14 protein-coding genes are annotated in these 19,239 nt (G+C 71.1%); 8 read left to right on the top strand and 6 right to left on the bottom strand.

Annotated features, from left to right (window positions below; genetic code table 11):
• Window positions 1-12 precede the first annotated feature (12 nt).
• Entirely contained in the window at window positions 13-840 is an 828-nt protein-coding gene (locus tag OG959_RS20330) for an alpha/beta fold hydrolase (RefSeq protein WP_326660413.1), read from the bottom strand.
• Window positions 841-1,228: 388 nt separating this feature from the next.
• Between OG959_RS20330 and OG959_RS20335 the strand changes: the two genes are divergently transcribed.
• The 4 genes from OG959_RS20335 (at window position 1,229) to OG959_RS20350 (ending at window position 5,740) form a co-directional block, all read left to right on the top strand.
• Window positions 1,229-2,500: an aspartate kinase gene (locus tag OG959_RS20335; RefSeq protein WP_326660415.1), complete on the top strand. Its 1,272-nt coding sequence runs from the start codon at window positions 1,229-1,231 to the stop codon at window positions 2,498-2,500.
• Window positions 2,497-3,561: an aspartate-semialdehyde dehydrogenase gene (locus OG959_RS20340; protein ID WP_326660417.1), complete on the top strand. Its 1,065-nt coding sequence runs from the start codon at window positions 2,497-2,499 to the stop codon at window positions 3,559-3,561. The genes OG959_RS20335 and OG959_RS20340 overlap by 4 nt, the downstream gene beginning before the upstream one ends.
• A gap of 359 nt (window positions 3,562-3,920) precedes the next feature.
• Entirely contained in the window at window positions 3,921-4,496 is a 576-nt protein-coding gene (locus tag OG959_RS20345; RefSeq protein ID WP_148019926.1) for a SigE family RNA polymerase sigma factor, read from the top strand.
• 92 nt (window positions 4,497-4,588) lie between these two features.
• On the top strand, window positions 4,589-5,740 hold the full coding sequence (locus OG959_RS20350; protein ID WP_326660420.1) for a hypothetical protein: 1,152 nt from the start codon (window positions 4,589-4,591) through the stop codon (window positions 5,738-5,740).
• Between the two features lie 14 nt (window positions 5,741-5,754).
• Here the strand turns inward: OG959_RS20350 and OG959_RS20355 are convergent, their stop codons facing one another.
• On the bottom strand, window positions 5,755-6,609 hold the full coding sequence (locus tag OG959_RS20355) for an SURF1 family protein (protein WP_326660422.1): 855 nt from the start codon (window positions 6,607-6,609) through the stop codon (window positions 5,755-5,757).
• 77 nt (window positions 6,610-6,686) lie between these two features.
• Window positions 6,687-8,531 (bottom strand): S9 family peptidase, encoded by a 1,845-nt coding sequence (locus OG959_RS20360; protein ID WP_326660424.1) that lies wholly within the window; start codon window positions 8,529-8,531, stop codon window positions 6,687-6,689.
• 70 nt (window positions 8,532-8,601) lie between these two features.
• On the opposite strand from OG959_RS20360, the gene OG959_RS20365 reads away from it, so the two are divergent.
• Window positions 8,602-9,450, top strand: a complete 849-nt coding sequence (locus OG959_RS20365; protein ID WP_326660427.1) for a class I SAM-dependent methyltransferase — start codon at window positions 8,602-8,604, stop codon at window positions 9,448-9,450.
• Window positions 9,451-9,525: 75 nt separating this feature from the next.
• The gene (locus tag OG959_RS20370) at window positions 9,526-9,927 is read left to right on the top strand and encodes a nuclear transport factor 2 family protein (RefSeq protein ID WP_326660428.1); all 402 of its coding nucleotides are present in this window, start codon (window positions 9,526-9,528) and stop codon (window positions 9,925-9,927) included.
• Between the two features lie 93 nt (window positions 9,928-10,020).
• Here the strand turns inward: OG959_RS20370 and OG959_RS20375 are convergent, their stop codons facing one another.
• Window positions 10,021-10,815: an SGNH/GDSL hydrolase family protein gene (locus OG959_RS20375; RefSeq protein WP_219570017.1), complete on the bottom strand. Its 795-nt coding sequence runs from the start codon at window positions 10,813-10,815 to the stop codon at window positions 10,021-10,023.
• A gap of 291 nt (window positions 10,816-11,106) precedes the next feature.
• On the bottom strand, window positions 11,107-12,249 hold the full coding sequence (locus OG959_RS20380) for a cobalt-precorrin-5B (C(1))-methyltransferase (protein WP_326660432.1): 1,143 nt from the start codon (window positions 12,247-12,249) through the stop codon (window positions 11,107-11,109).
• Between the two features lie 11 nt (window positions 12,250-12,260).
• Between OG959_RS20380 and OG959_RS20385 the strand changes: the two genes are divergently transcribed.
• Window positions 12,261-13,016: a cobalt-precorrin-6A reductase gene (locus OG959_RS20385; protein WP_326660434.1), complete on the top strand. Its 756-nt coding sequence runs from the start codon at window positions 12,261-12,263 to the stop codon at window positions 13,014-13,016.
• A 12-nt stretch (window positions 13,017-13,028) separates the two neighbouring features.
• On the opposite strand, the gene OG959_RS20390 is transcribed toward OG959_RS20385, so the two are convergent.
• A complete protein-coding gene (locus OG959_RS20390; protein WP_326660436.1) occupies window positions 13,029-13,655 on the bottom strand; it encodes a precorrin-8X methylmutase in 627 nt (208 codons plus the stop codon).
• A 281-nt stretch (window positions 13,656-13,936) separates the two neighbouring features.
• Here OG959_RS20390 and OG959_RS20395 point away from each other — a divergent pair, with 281 nt between their 5' ends.
• Window positions 13,937-19,126, top strand: a complete 5,190-nt coding sequence (locus OG959_RS20395) for a DUF5979 domain-containing protein (protein WP_326660438.1) — start codon at window positions 13,937-13,939, stop codon at window positions 19,124-19,126.
• Window positions 19,127-19,239: the final 113 nt, after the last annotated feature.

The raw sequence follows: 19,239 nt of genomic DNA on the forward strand, positions 1-19,239 counted from the left end.
GGCTCCCGCGGGCTACTTCTTGAGGAAGTCCAGGAGGTCCTTGTTGAACTTCTCCTTGTCGCCGGGGACCAGCGCGATGCCGTGGGAGCCGCCCTCGTAGACCTTCAGCTCGGCGTCGGAGATGATCTGCGCCGACTTGCGGCCGGTGGCGTCGAGGGGCACGACCTGGTCGTCGTCGCCGTGGACGATGAGGGTGGGGACGTCGAACTTCTTCAGATCGCCGGTGAAGTCGGTGTAGGCGAACGCGTCGACGCAGCGGACGCCGCCCTCGATGGTCTGTGCCATGGCCATGTACCAGAACGCGTCCTTGTTGCCCTGCGTCACCTTGTTGCCGGGCCTGTCGGCGGAGAAGAAGCCCTCCGCCGTGTCCTTCCAGAACTGCGAGCGCTCCTTCAGGATGCCCGCCTTGATCTCGTCGAAGACCTCCTCCGGCACGCCCTCCGGGTTGGTGCCGGACTTGAGCATGAGCGGGGGCACCGCCGACAGCAGGACGGCGGACCGGATGCGCTCGGTGCCGTGACGCCCGATGTAGCGGGCGAGCTCGCCGCCGCCCATGGAGTGGGCGACGAGCGTGACGTCCCGCAGGTCCAGGCCCGTGATCAGGTCGTCGAGGTCGTCGGCGAAGGTGTCGAAGTCGTAGCCGTCCCAGACCGGGGTGGAGCGTCCGTGGCCGCGCCGGTCGTGCGCGATGCCGCGGAACCCGGCGTCGGCCACCGCTTTGAGCTGGTCGTGCCAGGCGTCGCCGTTGAGCGGCCAGCCGTGGATGAACACCACGGGCCGGCCCCGGCCCCAGTCCTTGTAGAAGATCTCGACACCGTCGCGGGTGGTGCAGACAGGCATGGCCGGTCCTTTCGGCGAAGGGGGCGGCGCCGGGCGGGCGCCGGCGTCGCCGTGTGAAACTCGACAAGGTTTCCGATCCCCCACTGACCGATCCTGGGACGACGGCCGTGAACCGCAAATCGGGGCGCGGCGCCCGCGCCCGGGACCGGGTACCTGGTCGGCCGTGCGGGGCCGGGCAGGCCCTTCGACCACCCGGCGTGTGGGCTGGGCCACATGGGGGAGTGGCGCGGTGATCAGCGGGCAGCAGCCCTCGTACGAGCAGTTCGGAGCGACACGCCGATGATCACGTGGTGAGCGGGACATCTCAGCATGTGGTATTAACGGGGCGTTTCCGGACTGCTCGTTAAACTGAGCCGACCGCGATAAATGGATTGAGCGAGGAGCGCACGTGGGCCTTGTCGTGCAGAAGTACGGAGGCTCCTCCGTAGCCGATGCCGAGGGCATCAAGCGGGTCGCCAAGCGAGTCGTCGACGCCAAGAAGAACGGCAACCAGGTGGTTGTCGTGGTGTCCGCGATGGGTGACACGACGGACGAGTTGATCGATCTCGCCGAGCAGGTATCTCCGATGCCGGCCGGGCGTGAGTTCGACATGCTGCTGACCGCCGGGGAGCGGATCTCCATGGCCCTGTTGGCCATGGCGATCAAAAACCTGGGCCACGAGGCCCAGTCCTTCACGGGCAGCCAGGCCGGTGTCATCACCGACTCGGTCCACAACAAAGCGCGCATCATCGATGTCACGCCCGGCCGCATCCGGACCTCGATCGACGAGGGCAACATCGCCATCGTCGCCGGGTTCCAGGGCGTCAGCCAGGAGGGCAAGAACATCACCACCCTCGGCCGCGGCGGGTCGGACACCACCGCGGTGGCGCTCGCGGCGGCGCTGGACGCCGAGGTCTGTGAGATCTACACCGATGTGGACGGTGTCTTCACCGCCGACCCGCGGGTCGTGAAGAAGGCCCAGAAGATCGACTGGATCTCCTTCGAGGACATGCTGGAGCTGGCCGCGTCCGGTTCCAAGGTGCTGCTGCACCGCTGCGTGGAGTACGCACGCCGCTACAACATTCCGATCCACGTCCGCTCGTCCTTCTCGGGGCTGCGCGGAACCTGGGTCAGCAACGAGCCGCAAGGGGACCAGCAGGTGGAGCACGCCATCATCTCCGGAGTCGCCCACGACGTCTCCGAGGCCAAGGTCACGGTCGTCGGCGTGCCCGACAAGCCGGGCGAGGCCGCAGCGATCTTCCGCGCCATCGCGGACGCCGAGATCAACATGGACATGGTGGTGCAGAACGTCTCCGCCGCGTCGACCGGTCTGACCGACATCACCTTCACGCTCCCCAAGGCGGAGGGCCGCAAGGCCATCGACGCCCTGGAGCGCAGCCGGGCCGGCATCGGCTTCGAGTCGCTGCGCTACGACGACCAGATCGCCAAGATCTCTCTGGTCGGCGCGGGTATGAAGACGAACCCGGGGGTCACCGCGGGCTTCTTCGAGGCGCTGTCCGACGTCGGCGTCAACATCGAGCTGATCTCGACATCCGAGATCCGCATCTCGGTGGTCACCCGCGCCGATGACGTCAACGAGGCCGTGCGCGCCGTGCACACCGCCTTCGGTCTCGACAGCGACTCCGACGAGGCAGTCGTGTACGGGGGCACCGGCCGATGACGGCACGCCGCCCTTCGCTCGCGGTCGTCGGCGCGACCGGGGTGATCGGCGGCGTCATGCTCCAGATCCTCTCGGAACACGCGGATGTCTGGGGCGAGGTGAAACTGATCGCCTCACCGCGTCTCGTCGGCCGCAAGCTGGTGGTGCGCGGTGAGGAGGCCGAGGTTCTCGGACTCACCGAGGACGTCTTCGACGACGTCGACGTGGCGCTCTTCCTGGTGCCCGACGAGGTGTCCGCACGCTGGGCACCGCTCGCCGCGTCCAAGGGCACGGTCGTCATCGACGACTCCGCGGCCTTCCGGATGGACGGCGAGGTCCCGCTGGTCGTGCCCGAGATCAACCCCCATGCCGTACGGATCAGGCCGCGCGGCATCGTCGCGAGCCCGAACTGCACGACGCTGTCGCTGATCGTCGCGGTCGGCGCCCTGCACGCCGAGTTCGGGCTGCGGGAGCTGGTCGTCTCGTCGTACCAGGCCGTGAGCGGGGCCGGGCGCGACGGCGTGGCCGTACTGCGCGAACAGCTCTCGATGGTGGCCGGCACCGAACTCGGTACGAAGCCGGGCGACGTACGCCGCGTCGTGGGCGACACGGACGGCGGCCCGTTCGCCGCACCCGTGGCCCTCAACGTCGTGCCGTGGGCCGGTACGGACGCGGGCGACGGCTGGTCGTCCGAGGAACTGGCGATCCGCGACGAGTGCCGCAAGATCCTCGATCTGCCCTCGCTGAAGGTCTCGGCGACCTGTGTGTACGTGCCCGTGATCGCCACGCACTCGATGTCGGTGCACGTCCGCTTCGAGAACGAGGTCGCGGTCGACCGGGCCCATGAGATCCTGGCCACCGCGCCGGGTGTGGTGCTCTACGACAACCCCGGAGCCGGTGACTTCCCCACCCCGTCCGATGTGGTGGGCACCGATCCCACCTGGGTCGGCCGGGTCCGCCGCTCGCTGGACGACCCCCGGGCGCTGGAACTCTTCCTCTGCGGCGACAACCTCCGTAAGGGAGCGGCGCTGAACGTGGCGCAGATCGCCGAAGCGGTCGCTGCGGAATTTCCCCGGTCCTGATCGAACCTGTTTTGTACGCTCTGTGAATGCCCTGTGAGCAAGTTGCTGGTCTGAACCTCTTGAGCTGGGGTATCGCGGTGGCCGACGATGACCTTTCGGCCCGTCGCAACCGCCGGCCGGCCGGCAGGCGTCTCAGCGGTCACTTCTTGCGCGGTGGGGCGCACATTCGGGGTATTTGGGGAAGATCGGGTACGTATGAGGGCTTATCGCATGGAGCCAAACGCGGTGCCGTATGCGTACAACCCTGACGGGGGGAAACGTGTCCAACTGGCGTGGCAGAGGTTCTCGATATCACAGTGGTGGGCCCCCTGCGCGGCGCTTCGGTGCGACCGCTCAGACGGCCCCGCGCGTCCGGTGGTATGCCGGTGATCGCGCCCATGCCCGCAACGCGCGCTGCGGGGCTGCCGTCGCAGCGCGAGGGCGCTGAGGAGAGCGTGGCAGCCGGAACCACCGTCGACCATCTCACCGAGACCTACCGCGCCCACTACCGTTCGCTGCTCGGCCTCGCCGCCCTGCTGCTGGACGACACGGCATCCTGTGAGGACGTCGTGCAGGAGGCGTTCATCCGCGTTCATTCGGCGCGCAACCGGGTACGCGAGCCCGAGAAGACGCTCGCGTACCTGCGTCAGACCGTCGTCAACCTCTCCCGCTCCGCGCTGCGCCGCCGCATCCTCGGGCTGAAGCTGCTCTCCAAGCCCATGCCGGACATGGCGAGCGCGGAGGAGGGGGCGTACGACCAGCTGGAGCGGGACGCGCTGATCAAGGCGATGCGGGGGCTGCAACGGCGCCAGCGGGAGGTGCTGGTGCTGCGCTACTTCGCGGACATGACCGAGGCGCAGGTCGCCGAGACGCTGGGGATATCCCTGGGCTCGGTGAAGGCGTACGGCTCCCGCGGTATCGCGGCGCTGCGTGTGGTGATGGAGGCGCAGGCATGAGCGGGCGCCACGACGACGATCACGTGCGCGGGAACGGGGACCGGCGCCGGCCTGCCCGCGGACATCGGACTGACCGGACTGGAAACGGAATTGTGAACCACGGGCCGGAAAACACTCCGCACAGGGACGGCGAATCGGGCCAGGGCGCGCCTTCGGGTGCCGATGGCGCCGCTTCCGCCCCGTTCGGTCCGGGCCCCGGCTCCCTCGGCGGCGACCTCCTCGACGAGGCCGCGCTGCGCCGGATGATGCAAGGCGCCGTGCAGGGCCTCGAACCGAGCGACGGCACCCTCGACCATCTGTACCGCGCGGTGCCCGCCCGCCGTGCGCGGCGCCGGCAGGCGCTCGTCGGGGTGGCCGCGGCCGCCCTGCTCATGGGTACCGCGGTCCCCGCCTTCGTCCATGTGGCCGGCTCCGAGGGCTCCAACACCGCCAGCCCCGCCATCGCCGGTCACGGTGAGCAGGCACAGGGCGGCAACGGCGAGGAGCCCGGCGCGGAGTCCGCCAACGGGGGCGGCACCGGCGGCAGCGACGGGCAGCAGAGCGGTACACAGGGCCTTCCGGACAGCACGGCGACCCCCTCGGACAGCAGCGGTCAGGGCGCGGACGAGGAGACGAACGGCGGCTCCGCGGACGATCCGGCGGCCAGCGCGCAGGCCGTCATGCCGGCCTGCGCCCCGGACCAGCTCGGGGTCGCCTCGGCGAGCACCGGCGCGGTCGGTGCCGACGGCACGGTGTACGGGACCTTCCGCATCGCCAACGTGTCCGGCAAGGACTGCTCGGTGAGCAGCGGCGGCACGGTGGGCTTCGCGGCGGCGGGCGCGGCCGACCCGGCCAGGATCGTGGTCGTCCGGCACACGCAGGGGGATCCGGCGTCCGGGCTGCCCGATCCTGCACAGGAGGAGGCGAGCGTGCTCCTGAAGCCGGCCATGGTCTACGAGGTGCAGTTCGCCTGGGTGCCCCAGGAGACCTGTCCGACCACCGGCAGCTCACCCTCACCGACGCCCACGGACGGCGCGGCCGGCAGTACCGGGGTCGCGGCCGGCTCCACGACGGGCAGCGGGACCGGGGAGGGCGAAGCGGGTACGGAGACGCAGCTCGGCAGCGACGAGGGCGACGATGCGGCCAAGGGCACCGTGTCCGTGATGCACACACCGGAGCCGGGGGCGCCGGTCGCCGAGACGACGATCGCCAACGCCTGCGCGGGCACGATCTACCGGACGGGCGTGCTCGCACCCCCGTCGTAGGCGTGGGGCGTGTCTCAGCTCGCCGGGGTGTCCTCGTCGGCGACGAGGCCGAGCTTCAGGTCCCGGGCTGCTTCGGCCTCGCGCCGGAGCAGCCGGAACCACATGAAGACGACGAACGCGGCGAAGACGAACCACTCACCCGTGTAGCCGAGGTTCTGGAACGCCTTCAGGTCGAGCCCACTGCCCTCCGGTGCGGTGGCCGGTACGGGGCGCAGCTCGGCACCGCCCTTTCCCGGCGCGTCGGTGAGGGCGGCATCGGCGGTCCCGGACGCACCGGTCCCGGACGCACCCGTGCGGGTGCCGGTGTCCTGGAGGGTCACCCAGGCGTCGTAGACGTCGTACCGCACGAGGTTGACCAGGGAGGCGGCGCTGATCATGCCGACCTGGCCGTCGGGGAGGCCGCCCTTCGCGTCGACGCCGTCCGTCCCCGTGTTCTCCGAGGCCTGGAGGTCGCCGGTCACGGTGACCCGGCCGGCCGGTGCGGCCGGCACCGGGGTCTGTCCGGCCTTCCCGGGCAGCCAGCCGCGTACCACCGGCAGGGCCCTGCCGCTGTCGGTGCGCAGCATGTCCAGCACGTAGAAGCCACTGCGGTCGCCCAGCTTCCGGCCGGGCACGAGGAACTGATCGGCGTACCGGCCGCTCGCGGTCGCGGGACGGCCGGAGGTCTTCGTGTCGACGGGCAGCAGCTCGTCGAGCGGCTCGGCGGCCATCGAGCCGGGTGCGGGCTGCTTCTCGGCGGCCTCGTGCGTCTGCACGCGGTCCTCGAAGCGGCCGAGCTGCCAGGTGCCCATGAACACGCAGAACGGGATGGCCAGCACGACGAAGAGGTTGATCCCCCACCATCGCGGGGTCAGCAGGAACCGGTACACCCCTCCACGGTACGGTCCCCGCTCCGGCTCCCCGGAGCTGGGGCACCCCGTACACCGCCCTTTATCCGGCCCCTACGTCACCGTCGGGCGCCCTCGGCCGGGTCTCCCAGGTGGCGCCGGGCGAAGTCGAGTTCCAGGCGCACCTGCTTGATGCGCTCCTCCACGACGAGCGAGCCGTGGCCCGCGTCGTACCGGTAGACCTCGTGCACGGCGTCGCGGCCCTTCAGCCGGTCGACGTAGTTCTCCACCTGGCGGATCGGGCAGCGCGGGTCGTTGACGCCCGCCGAGATGTAGACGGGGGCCCGCACGGCGTCGACATAGGTGAGGGGCGAGGAGGCCTCGAACCGCTCGGGCACCTCCTCCGGAGTCCCGCCCAGCAGCGTGCGGTCCATGGCCTTCAGGGCCTCCATCTCGTCGTGGTACGCCGTGACGTAGTCCGCGACCGGGACCGCGGCCAGGCCCACGGCCCAGTCGCCGGGCCGGGTGCCGAGACCGAGCAGCGTCAGATATCCGCCCCAGGAGCCGCCGGCCAGCACCAGCTTCGCCGGGTCCGCGAGGCCGGACTTCACCGCCCACTCCCGCACCGCCGCGATGTCCTCCAGCTCGATCAGGCCGACCCGGTGCTTGAGTGCGTCCGTCCAGGCCCGCCCGTAGCCGGTCGATCCGCGGTAGTTGACCCGGACGACCGCGTAGCCGTGGTCCACCCAGGCGGCGGGTCCGGCCGCGAAGGCGTCGCTGTCGTGCCAGGTCGGTCCGCCGTGGATCTCGAAGACGGTCGGGAACGGGCCCTCGGCCGGAGCGGCCGGGCGCTGGACGAGCGCGTGGATGCGGCCTCCGGGCCCGTCCACCCACACGTCCTCGACCGGGACGGACACCGGGGCCTTCGCGCCGGGCGGATCGAGCACCACCGCGCCGGTGGTGGAGCGGACGACGGGCGGCTCGGCGGCCGACGACCAGAGGTACTCCACGGTGCCGTCCGGCCGGGCCGTGGCGCCCGAGACCGAACCTGCGGGCGTCTCCACCCGCACCAGGGTCCCGTCGGCCGCCGCCGGCCCGTACCGCCACAGCTCGCTGCGGGCTTCGAAGCCGTGCTCGACCAGCAGCGCGGAACCGTCCGGATACCACTCGGCACCGACATCGCCGGGCAGATCGATGGCGAGGTCCGTCTCCGTGCCCGCCACCGGGTCCCAGATCATCGGCTCCCAGCGGCCGCGCCGCTGATGCCCGACCAGCAGCCGGGTGTCCCCGGCGACCGGAGCGAAGCCGAGGACGGTGAGGCCGAGCTCCTTCGTGCCGCCCTCGGTGTCGTCCAGCTCCGCGACCGCGGTGCCGTCGGGCCGCACCACGCGCAGCGCCGAGTGCATCGCGTCGCCGTGTTCCGTGTGCTCAAGCGCGATCAGCGAGCCGTCGTGCGACAGGTCGCCGACCCCCGCCGACTCGCGGTGGCGGTAGATCTCCACGGGCGCCGCCCCGGGCCTGACGACGTGGACCGTCGTGCCGTCCTCGTCCGTCGAACGGCCGATCACCGCGGTGCCGTCGCGTCCGATGGCGAGCCCGGCAGGGTAGGAGGGATCGAGACCGGGAGTCGCGGGTTCGTCCACCGCTTCCTCACTCCCGGCGCTGAACGGCTGGCGCATCCACACCCCGAACTCGTCCCCGTCGGTGTCGCTGAACCACCACACGGCCTCGCCGTCCGGCGTCAGCACGCCGTCCGTCGTCCCGTTCGGCCGGTCGGTCACCTGGCGCTGCCCGCCCGTCGACCGGTCCCATGCGTACAGCTCGTACGTCCCCGTCGCGTTGGAGACGAACAGCGCGCGGTCCGGCGCGTCCTCCGCCCAGTCGGGCAGCGACACCCGGGGAGCCCGGAAGCGCTGCTCCCACGCCGGGGCGGAATCGTCTCTCGAACCAGTGGTCTCAGTCATGCCCCCATTCTGCGCCGGACGGCCGACAATCCGTTCGCGTCGTCCTCAGCCTGTGGATAACCTCGCCGACATGCCTGCTCCGATACCCGCCGACTGGCGCGAGGCCAACCGCAAGATGTGGGATGAGCGTGTGCCCATCCATGCCGAGAGCGACTTCTACGACCTCGACTCCTTCCGCGCGGGCAAGGACGCCCTGCGGGACTTCGAGCTGGCGGAGGTCGGGGACGTGACCGGCCGGACGCTGCTGCACCTGCAGTGCCACATCGGTGTCGACACCCTGTCCTGGGCCCGGCACGGAGCCGCGCAGGTCGTCGGCCTGGACTTCTCCGAACCGGCCGTCGAGACCGCCCGCGCGCTCGCCCGGGAGCTGGGCATGGGCCCGGACCGGGCCGCGTTCGTCGCCGCCGACGTCCACGACGCGGCACAGGCGGTGCCGGACGACGCGTACGACATCGTCTACACGGGCATCGGCGCGCTGAACTGGCTGCCCGACATCGACCGCTGGGCCGAGACGGCGGCCTCCCTCGTCGCGCCCGGCGGGTTCCTCTATCTGGCGGAGTTCCATCCGCTCACCGACTGCCTCGACGACGCGACCGGTTCGCGCATCGCGCACGACTACTTCTCCCGCGACGCGTGGGTGGACGAGACACCGGGCACGTACGCGGACTTCGACGCGCCGACCGTCCACAACCGCAGCGTCGAATGGCAGCACCCGGTGGGCAGTGTGGTCTCCGCGCTGGCAGCGGCCGGTCTGCGGATCGAGTTCCTGCACGAGCACGACGCCTCGCTCTTCGCGCGGTTCCCGGTGCTGGAGCACGGATCGGACGGCTACTACCGTTTCCCGGCGGAGCGGCCGCGGATTCCGCTGATGTACTCGGTCAAGGCGAGCCGGCCGGACGGACCGGGCAGTCGCCGATAGCGCAACGGGGCGGCCGTCCGGGGCCGTTCGCCGGGGCCGGGACCGATTGTCAGTGGTCGGGTCCAGACTCGGAGCATGACCACGACTGCTGATTCGACGGCTGATCTGCGTGCCACGGTCGAGAGGTACTGGACCGCGGCCGACGTCCGTGACTGGGACACCTTCGCGACAACACTCGCCGACGAGGTGCTGTACGACCTGCCGCAGACCCGCGAGCGCATTCGCGGCAAGGAGCGGTACATGGAGTTCAACCGGGAGTACCCGGGGGACTGGCGGGTGCGTGTCGAGCGGGTCGTGGCCGACGGCGGCGGGCGGCAGGCCGCCGTCCGGACGCTGTTCACGGACGGCGGGCAGGAGTCGCACGCCGTCCACTTCTTCACCTTCGACGCGCAGGGGCGGATCTGCGGGATCACCGACTTCTGGCCCGAGCCGTACGAGCCCCCGGCAGGCCGGGAGCATCTGGTGGAGCGGTACTGAGCGGCGGGAAGGCGACCGGTACGCACGGACGCGGCACCGCTCAGGAGCCGGGAACTCCGAAGCGATGCCGCGCCCGGTACAACCGTGCCGACCCTACGCGACCGAACGGAAGGCGGGCAGATAGCCGCCCAGCTGGCCGGAGTCCCTGGGGTGGTACGAGTTGTAGACGGGGATCGTGACGCTGTGGAGCCACGGGCTGCCGGAGCACAGCTCGTGCCCGGTGAACTCGTCGACGACGCTGGAGAAGGTGAATCCGGCGTTCGCCGCCTGCTTGGCGATGACGCCGTTCAGCACGTCGGACGCGTTGTTGATGGCGGTGCGCTCCTTCTCCGTGAGACCGGCGATGCAGTTGCCGCCGATCTTGTAGAAGCGCGGGTAGCCCAGCACCACGACGTGCGCCTGCGGGGCCTTGGAGTGGATCGACGTGTAGAGCGAACCCAGCCGGGACGGCAGCGTGTTGTTCATCTGGCCGACGGCCGTGCTGACACCCGCGAGGCAGGCGGCCTCACCGGACAGCACGCAGTCCTGCATGACATCGGCGAAGCCGACGTCATTGCCGCCCGCGGTGACGCTGACGAGCGTGGTGGACGAGCTCAGCGAGCCGAGCTGGCTGCTCGCCACGGAGCTCGTTGTGGCGCCCGAACAGGCGACGAAGGCGAAGGACGAGGGGGAGTTCGCCGCCGCCCACAGGTAGGGGTAGGACTTGGTGCTGCGACGGCAGTCGCCGCTGTCGGACATATAGCTTCCGGCGCCGACGCCGGACGAGTACGAGTCGCCCAGGGCGACGTACCCGCCGGCGGCGGCCGAGGCCGGCTGGGCCATGCCGAGAGCGGCGGCCGCGGCGAGGAGCAGAGTGGATGCGGAAGCCCAGAATCTCCGTACTGACATAACTGTCAGCCCTCCGAAGTGTGGGGGGTGGGTGGGGGATTGATGAAGCGTCACCTGTTGTAGCAGCTTCGGGTACCCACCGGTAATGGCTTCGTGAGAACGTGCCGGATTTGCCCTAATGATCGTTCGGTAGTCATAGCTCCGCGCGTAGATAAACCTCCAACTAGCCCTGAAACAAAGGTTTGAGGACCATCCGCTCATCACTTCGGAGGTGGCGGTGGAATGTCCTGCGAGGAGATGCGAGGAGATCACGAGGAGAAGGAAGGGTGACGCCGGAACGCCCGGCAGGCCTCAGCGCACCGTGCTGCGCCCGACCACCGCGCCCGCCCGGTCGATGCAGATGACGTCGACGGCGACCGGCGCGCCCCGCAGCACCGTCAGCGCCTCGTCCCGCGCCGCCGAGGCCACCAGGTCCCCGAGCGGGATGCCGTGCGCCAGGCAGGAACGGAGCGCCGCGAGACCCGTGTTGGCCGCGGCCACCTCGGCGGCCAGGGCCTCGTCCGCGCCGCCCCGCCGGGCCAGTGCGGCCAGGAACGACGGATCGACCTGGGAGCGTGCGGAGTGCAGGTCCAGATGGCCGGCGGCGAGCTTCGACAGCTTGGCGAAACCCCCGCAGACGGTGAGCCGCTCCACCGGATGACGGCGTACGTACTTGAGTACCGCGCCCGCGAAGTCACCCATGTCCAGCAGGGCGATCTCCGGCAGCCCGTACTCGGCCACCACGGTCTTCTCCGAGGTGGAACCGGTGCAGCCAGCCACATGGGTCTGCCCGTCGGCCAGCGCCACGTCCACACCGCGCCGGATCGAGTCGATCCACGCCGAGCAGGAGTACGGCACCACCACACCGGTCGTGCCCAGGATCGAGAGCCCGCCCAGGATGCCCAGACGCGGATTCCAGGTGGAGCGGGCGATCTCCTCGCCGTCGTCCACGGAGAGGGTGATCTCCACGTCCCCCGTGCCCCCGTGCGTGGCCGCGGCCCGCGCCACGTGCTCGCGCATCATCCGGCGCGGCACGGGGTTGACCGCGGGCTCGCCGACATCGAGCGGCAGGCCGGGCAGCGTCACGGTGCCCACGCCGGCACCGGCCCGGAACACCACGCCCGAGCCGGGCGGCAGCAGCCGTACGGTGGCCCGGACGAGAGCCCCGTGCGTGACATCGGGGTCATCGCCCGCGTCCTTGACGATGCCGGCCGTGGCCCGCCCGTCGTGCAGCTCCTCGACCGCGAGCGCGAAGGCAGGGGTCTGCCCGCCGGGCAGCGTGATGGTCACCGGGTCGGGGAAGTCGCCGGTCAGCAGGGCCGTGTACGCGGCCGTGGTGGCCGCGGTCGCGCAGGCGCCGGTGGTCCAGCCGGGCCGCAGACCCGTGTGCTTGAGTTGGGCGCTGCGCCCGCCCGACGCCTCACCCTTGAGGGGCCCGCCCGACGCCTCACCCACGGAGGGATCCGATGCACGTGCTCGTACTCGGCGGCACGACGGAGGCCCGTCGGCTGGCCGGGCTGCTGGTGGCGGAGCTGCCCGAAGGGGCCGGGGTGACCAGTTCGCTGGCCGGCCGCGTGGCCGGACCGAGGCTGCCGCCCGGGGAGGTGCGCATCGGGGGCTTCGGCGGAGCCGGGGGCCTGGCCGCATGGCTGCGTACGCACCGGGTGGATGCGCTCATCGACGCCACCCATCCTTTCGCCGGGACGATCAGTTTCCACGCGGCCGCCGGTGCCGCTGCCGCCCATGTTCCTCTCCTCGCTCTGCGCCGCCCCGGCTGGGTGCCCGGCCCGGGCGACGACTGGCACCCGGTCGCCTCCCTGGAGGAGGCCGCGGCGGTGCTCCCGGCCCTCGGACGGCGCGTGTTCCTGACAACGGGGCGCCTCGGCCTGGCAGCCTTCGCCGGGCAGGAAGGCCTGTGGTTCCTGTCGCGGTCGGTGGACGCCCCCGAACCGCCGTACCCCGCCCGCATGGAGACGCTGCGGGACCGGGGGCCGTTCACCCTCGACGGCGAGCGCGAGCTGATCCGCCGCCACCGCATCGACGTCCTCGTCACCAAGGACAGCGGAGGCGCCGCCACCGCCCCCAAACTCGCCGCGGCCCGCGAGGCCCGGATCCCGGTGGTCGTGGTGCGCCGGCCACCTGTGCCGGAAGGCGTGGCGGTGGCCGGCACGCCGGAAGAGGCCGTCATCTGGCTGCGCGCCCAGCTCGGCCACCCGGGCTGACCGGCCGCCGGCTCACTCCTCCTCGGAGGCCAGGGCGTTGACCGCCGAGGCCGCCATCGCGCTGCCGCCCCGCCGGCCCCGCACGATCAGGTGGGCGAGGCCCGACGGGTGCGCGGCCAGGGCGTCCTTTGACTCGGCTGCGCCGACGAAACCGACCGGCACACCGATGACGGCGGCGGGTCGCGGCGCCCCCTCCTCGATCAGTTCGAGCAGCCGGAACAGCGCGGTGGGCGCGTTCCCGACGGCGACGACCGCACCGTCCAGCCGGTCCCGCCACAGCTCCAGCGCGGCGGCGCTGCGGGTCGTGCCGAGCTCCGCCGCGAGACCGGGAACGGCCGGGTCGGACAGGGTGCACACCACCTCGTTGTCCGCGGGCAGCCGCCGCCGGGTGATGCCGCTGGCCACCATCGCCACGTCGCACAGAATCGGCGCGCCGCCCCGCAGCGCCGCACGGGCGCGGCTCACCACGTCCGTGGTGAAGGCGAGATCGCGGACCAGGTCGACCATGCCGCAGGCGTGGATCATCCGGACCGCGACCTGGCTCACATCGGCCGGCAGCCCCGTCAGATCGGCCTCGGCCCGGATGGTGGCGAAGGACTGGCGATAGATGGCCGGTCCGTCCTTCTCGTACTGGTGCACAGTGCTGTCGCTCTCTTCGCGTGGCTGCCTTCTCGGCCCCGCGCGGACGCGGGGGCGGCCGTACGGGCCCGACCGAGGCTATCCACTGGGCGGACAGCCACCGCACAGACGTCCGAGGCACCCGAATGGCTGAAATCCGTGACTGATCATCAGATCAATGGCGCGGTCCGCTCGGCCGTCCGAGTGTCCGGTGCCTACGTTCGCTCACGGTAACTGTCTGAGGTCGGAACCGGCGGCGCTGTCGCGGACGGGCGTCGGTGTGAAGGGAAGAGGGTTGGTTCATGTCCGGACTTCGGCATAGGTTCGCCCGCCTGCCGGTGGGCATCACGGCAGTACTGACCCTGTTGTTCGTCTCCCAGGGCGCCGCGATGCCGCTCAAGGCGGCGGCGGACGACCCCATGAGCTCCGTCGGGATCACCAAGACCAACAGCACGGGCGGTGACCCGCTGGAGCCCGGGGACGAGTTCGTCTACACGCTCAACGGACAGTGCTCGGGACTGACCGTGGACTGTGTGGACTTCACCGTCACCGACACCCTTCCCGAGGGCCTGGACGTCACCAGCCTCCCCCAGTCCACCACCACCCGTGATGTCACGTACGACGAGTCGACGCGGAAGCTGACCGTCGTCTACAAGCAGCCGCTGCAGAATCCCGAGGGCAAGACCGGCCTGCGGGCAGGCCAGGCGGGCGCCGTCGAGATCGGGATGCGGCTGCCGGCCGACACCCGGGCGGCGGACGGCACCACCATCGGCAACACCGCGGAGGTCTCGGCCGGCAACGCCGACCCGAAGTCCTCCGACACCGATGTGACCGTCTCCATCCCGCGGGCCGTCAAGCCGGTGGCGACGAAGACCTGGGAGGACGGCTCCGCGGTCGCCGGCACCGGCGAGGAGTCCACGATCACGCTCGGGGTCCGCAACGACTCCTCCTCGTCGGCCGAGGTCACCGAGCTGTCCGTCTCCGACACGAGCGCGGAGACGTTCGAGTACTTCGACTTCACCTCAGCCTCCGTGACCGCGTTCCCCGAGGGCGCCGACCGGGCGCACCTGGTCGTCACCACGGCCGACGAGGTCACGCACACCGGGGACACCATCACCTCGCCGGGCGAGCTGCCGCTGCCCGACGGGGTGGCCGCCGGCGATGTCATCGGGTTCGAGGTCGTCTTCACCGACAGCGGGGGTGACCCGCTGCCGTACGACGCGACCGGCGGCACCGTCGAGGTGGGACTGAAGCTCCGTGAGACCGAGCGCTCGGACGGTTCGCCGCTGCGGCCCACCGACAAGATCACCGTCAACAACTGCGCGGTCCCGTCGGCCCAGGAGACCACCGACGGCAAGGTTGTCGGTACACAGGCCTGCGACACGTACGACATCCTGCCCGACGTCCTCGTACTCAACGGGGCCAAGAAGTTCTTCCCGGACACCGACGGGGACTACACGCAGGACAACGGCGAGCACGCCGTGCTCGGTGTGAACTCGCCGGTCAGCATGATGGTCGACGTCACGAACAACTCACCGTTCCCGGTGAAGTCGGTCACGGTCACCGAACCGGACGCGGGTGCGGCCGGTGAGTTCGGCAAGGTCGCGGTGAGCCAGGTCCGGCTGCGCCTCCCCGCGGGCGCCACCGAGGCGAAGCTGACCGTCACCTACGCCGACGGCACCAGCACCACGGAGACGTACACGGAGAACCGGGCCGTCGATGTCGCCAAGGACGGCACCTCCGTCACCGGGGTGGAGGTCGTGTACACCGGCGTCGACGGCGACGGGAACCCCACGATCGAGGCGGGCGCCGATGCGGGCCTGGACCTCCACGGCACCCTGACCGACGCCGTCACCGCCGACGACCTGCCCTCCGGTACCAGCCCCGGCATCGCCAACTGCGCCGGTTTCAAGGGGGACGCAGGCCGCACGGACGGCAGCGGGACCGCGGCGGGCACCGCCTGCCAGGACCTGGTCGTCGAGTCGCCGAACACCTCCGGGTCCGGCTCCAAGACCGTCGACCAGACCGACGTGCCGCCGGGCCAGCCCATCCCGATGCACCTCAAGCTCAGCAACAACGGCAACAAGGTGCTGGTGGACCCGGTCCTCACCGACCCGCCCGCCGACGCGGACGGCAGGCCCGCCGGCCCGAGCCCCTTCGACGTGCTCCAGATCGACTCCGTGTCGGTCTCGCCGTCGTCCGCCCCGGTCACCATCGAACTCTGGGACCCGACAGCGGGCGGCGGTACGGGCGCCTGGGTCGCGTACGACGCCTCCGACACCGCGCTGCTGCACCGGGCCACGGGCGTACGCGCGTCCTACGAGGGGGACATGCCGCCCCAGTCGAGCTTCACGGTCGACCTCGTCACCGAGCGCCGCGAAGGCGTCGAGGACGGCGGGACGTTCACCAACTGCTACTCGATCTCCGCGGGCGGCGACTACGCGGCCGGCGACCCGGTGTGCTCTCCCGAGCTGACCACCGGTCCCGCCGACGACTCGGCCTCCCTCAACAAGTCGATCAGCCCCGGTGAACTCCCGGAGTACGTCCCCGGACTCCCCCGGCAGCACGCGGACGCCTCACTCACCGTGCGCAACACCGGCAACATGTCGGCCAAGTACCTGCAGATGACCGACCAGGACAGCGACTTCTTCGACGCCGTCGACCTCGTGTCGGTCAAGTCGAACACCATGCCCGCCGGGGCCGACCGGGTGCGGATCGACGCGTACGTCGACGGGGCCTGGGCCAACGGCACGCCGTCGGCCTCCGCGGCCCTGCCCTCGGGCGTGAACGCCGCGGACGTCACCGGTATCCGTGCCACGTACTCCTCGACCAGCGGATTCAACGACGGATACACGGTCACCCCGTGCGCCGAGACCGCCTGCTCCGGTGTGCTGGTGCTCGACGTCAGCCCCCGACCGGCCCTGCGTGACGGCGGCGGCCCCGTCCCCAGCCATCTGGAGGACACCCTGGGCGGCAGCTTCCTCACCAAGATCGAGGACGAGGACACCCCCAAGGACATCGCACCGGTCAGTGCCACCCTCGACCTGGTCAAGGGCGACCCGGAGCTGGACGTCAGCAAGACGCCCAACACGGCGCTGGCGCCCGGCGAGGACGCGCCCTTCTACCTGAAGGTCACCAACACCGGGACGGCGAACGTCCCGAACCTCGTGGTGAAGGACGCGCTTCCCGAGGGCATCGCGTTCGTCGACACCTTCGAGGGCGACAACGGCGAGCCGTACAAGGTCATCGACACCGAGGTGCCCGACGGCACGCCTCCCGTTCCCACGCCCGTGTTCGACGAGACCACCGGTGACGGGCGCGTCTCCGCGCTCAGCTGGGACTTCTCGAAGAACGCGGACGGCTCGGCATGGGTGCTGGCTCCCGGAGCCACCCTGACCATCGAGATCCATGTGCGGCTGGAGGCCGGCATCGACGCCGGTGAGGTCGTCACCAACACGATGGGCGCCACCTCCTCCGACCCGGACACGACCTGCGCGGGCACGTCGCAGAGCGACGGCTCCTTCGGGGACGGCCTGTACTGCGTCGCCGAAGCCACCCTGACCGCCAAGTCCGGCGCCGCCTTCATGGCCCGCAAGTGGGTCTCCGGCAACGACGAGCTGGGCTGGTACAACACCCGCTCCGGCGCCATCGTCGAGGCCGGTGACGACTCGTGTCTGACCGCCACCGATGCCACCGGCCGCCGCTACACCGCCAACCCGTGCATCGCCCTGGTCAACCCCGGCGACCAGTACCACTACCTGATGCGCGTCCAGAACGCCGGTACCGAGTCCGGCACCGCCATGCGCATCGTGGACCGCTTCCCCGTCCAGGGTGACAAGGGCGTCATCCTCGACGAGCAGCGGGGGACCGCGTGGGACAAGCGGCCCACCCTCGCCTCGGAGCCGAAGCTGGAGGGGCCCGGCACCATGGCCGTCGCCTACGAGAACGACGAGCCGCTGTGCACCGACGACCTCGACATGGGCGGCGCCGGCTCGAACGCCGACCCGTGCCCGTCCTCCACCTGGAACGACGCCTACGGTGCCGCGGCGGCCGGCGCCCGGATGGAGCTCACCTTCAGCCCGGCACTCGCCCCGGGCGGCACCGTGGACATCACGTACGCGATGGACACCCCGCTCGACGTCGCCAGGAACGGTGACCCGACGATCGCCTGGAACTCCTACGCGCACAACGAGACCACCGACCGCGCCGGATCACCCCGCGTGCTCCAGGCCAACGAACCCATCCGGGTCGGGGTCGCCCTTTCCTACGGCGCTCTGAAGCTCGTCAAGCAACTCGGCGACCACCCCGGCCAACTGGACGGCGCCCTGAAGCGGATGCCCTTCCCGTACCACGTCACCTGCGTCATCGACCCGCAGGGCGGTGAGCCGCGAACGGTCCTCGACAAGGACTACCGGGTGTCCGTGAACCGGCCCGTCACCGTCGGCGGCCTCCCGGCCGGCGCACAGTGCTCCGTGTGGGAGACGTCCGCCCGCGGCGGCAGCGCCGACCACACCGCCGGCAACCCCGTCGTGGTGACCATCGAGCCGGGCAACGGCACCGAACCGGTGCAGACGGCGGAGATCACCAACACGTTCCGGTTCGGCGAACTGACCCTCAGGAAGGACCTGGAGGGCGAAGCGGCGGACTATGCCACGGACCGCACGTTCAAGGTCGACGTCTCCTGCACGTTGCCGGACGCCTCGGGTGCGGCCGGTGACCGGGTCCTGCAGAAGACGTACGAGGTGAAGACGGGGGAGCCCGTCACGGTGAAGCCGCTCCCGGCCAACAGCCGTTGCTGGGCCGAGGAAGTGGACACGGGCGGCGCCGCCAAGGCCGTCGTCGACCACGGTTCGCCCGACAACCCGGCCGTGGTCACGGCGGACGGCTCGGAGGGTGAGGGGGCGGTCATCACCGTCACCAACACCTTCCCGGCGGCGAAGCTGACCGTCAGCAAGCACGTGGTCAACGGCGGCTCGGGGCCGTACGACTTCGGTCTCGCCTGCACCACCGGCCAGGGCGATGTCGCCCTCGCGGCGGACGACCGCGCGTTCTCCCTGAAGGACGGCGGCGAGCGCGAGATCAGCGTGCCCGAGGGCGCGGAGTGCACCGTGACCGAGCTGAACGTCCCCGAGGGGGACACGGTCACCGTCACCGCGTCCGACGACGGGGCGGACGGCACGGTCGTCGTCGCCGGTGAGGCGTCGGTCGACGTGACCAACACCTTCGAGAAGGACCCGGACGGGGACGGCGGCCACCACGGCGGCGGGGACAACGGAGGCGGGGACAACGGAGGCGGTGGCAACGACGGTGGGGACCACGACGGTGGGGGCCACCCGGGCCAGGACGGCGGAGCCGGCCGACCGGAGCACGACGACGGCCACCTGGCCGACACCGGCGCCTGGACCTGGACCGTCCTCGGCATCCTGGCTGCCGCGCTGGCCCTCGTGGGAGGAGTGACGGCCCGTACGGTCAGCCGCCGGCGCATCCGCTGACCCGACGGCCCGCAGTACGGCGAAGGCCCCCGCACCCACGCGCGGGGGCCTTCGCCGTGCCCGCGGCCGGAGCGCGACGTCACGGTGGAAGCAGTGGCGGGCCAGGGAGATAC

Source organism: Streptomyces sp. NBC_00385, assembly GCF_035917155.1.
GTDB classification, from domain to species: Bacteria; Actinomycetota; Actinomycetes; order Streptomycetales; family Streptomycetaceae; genus Streptomyces; species Streptomyces poriferorum.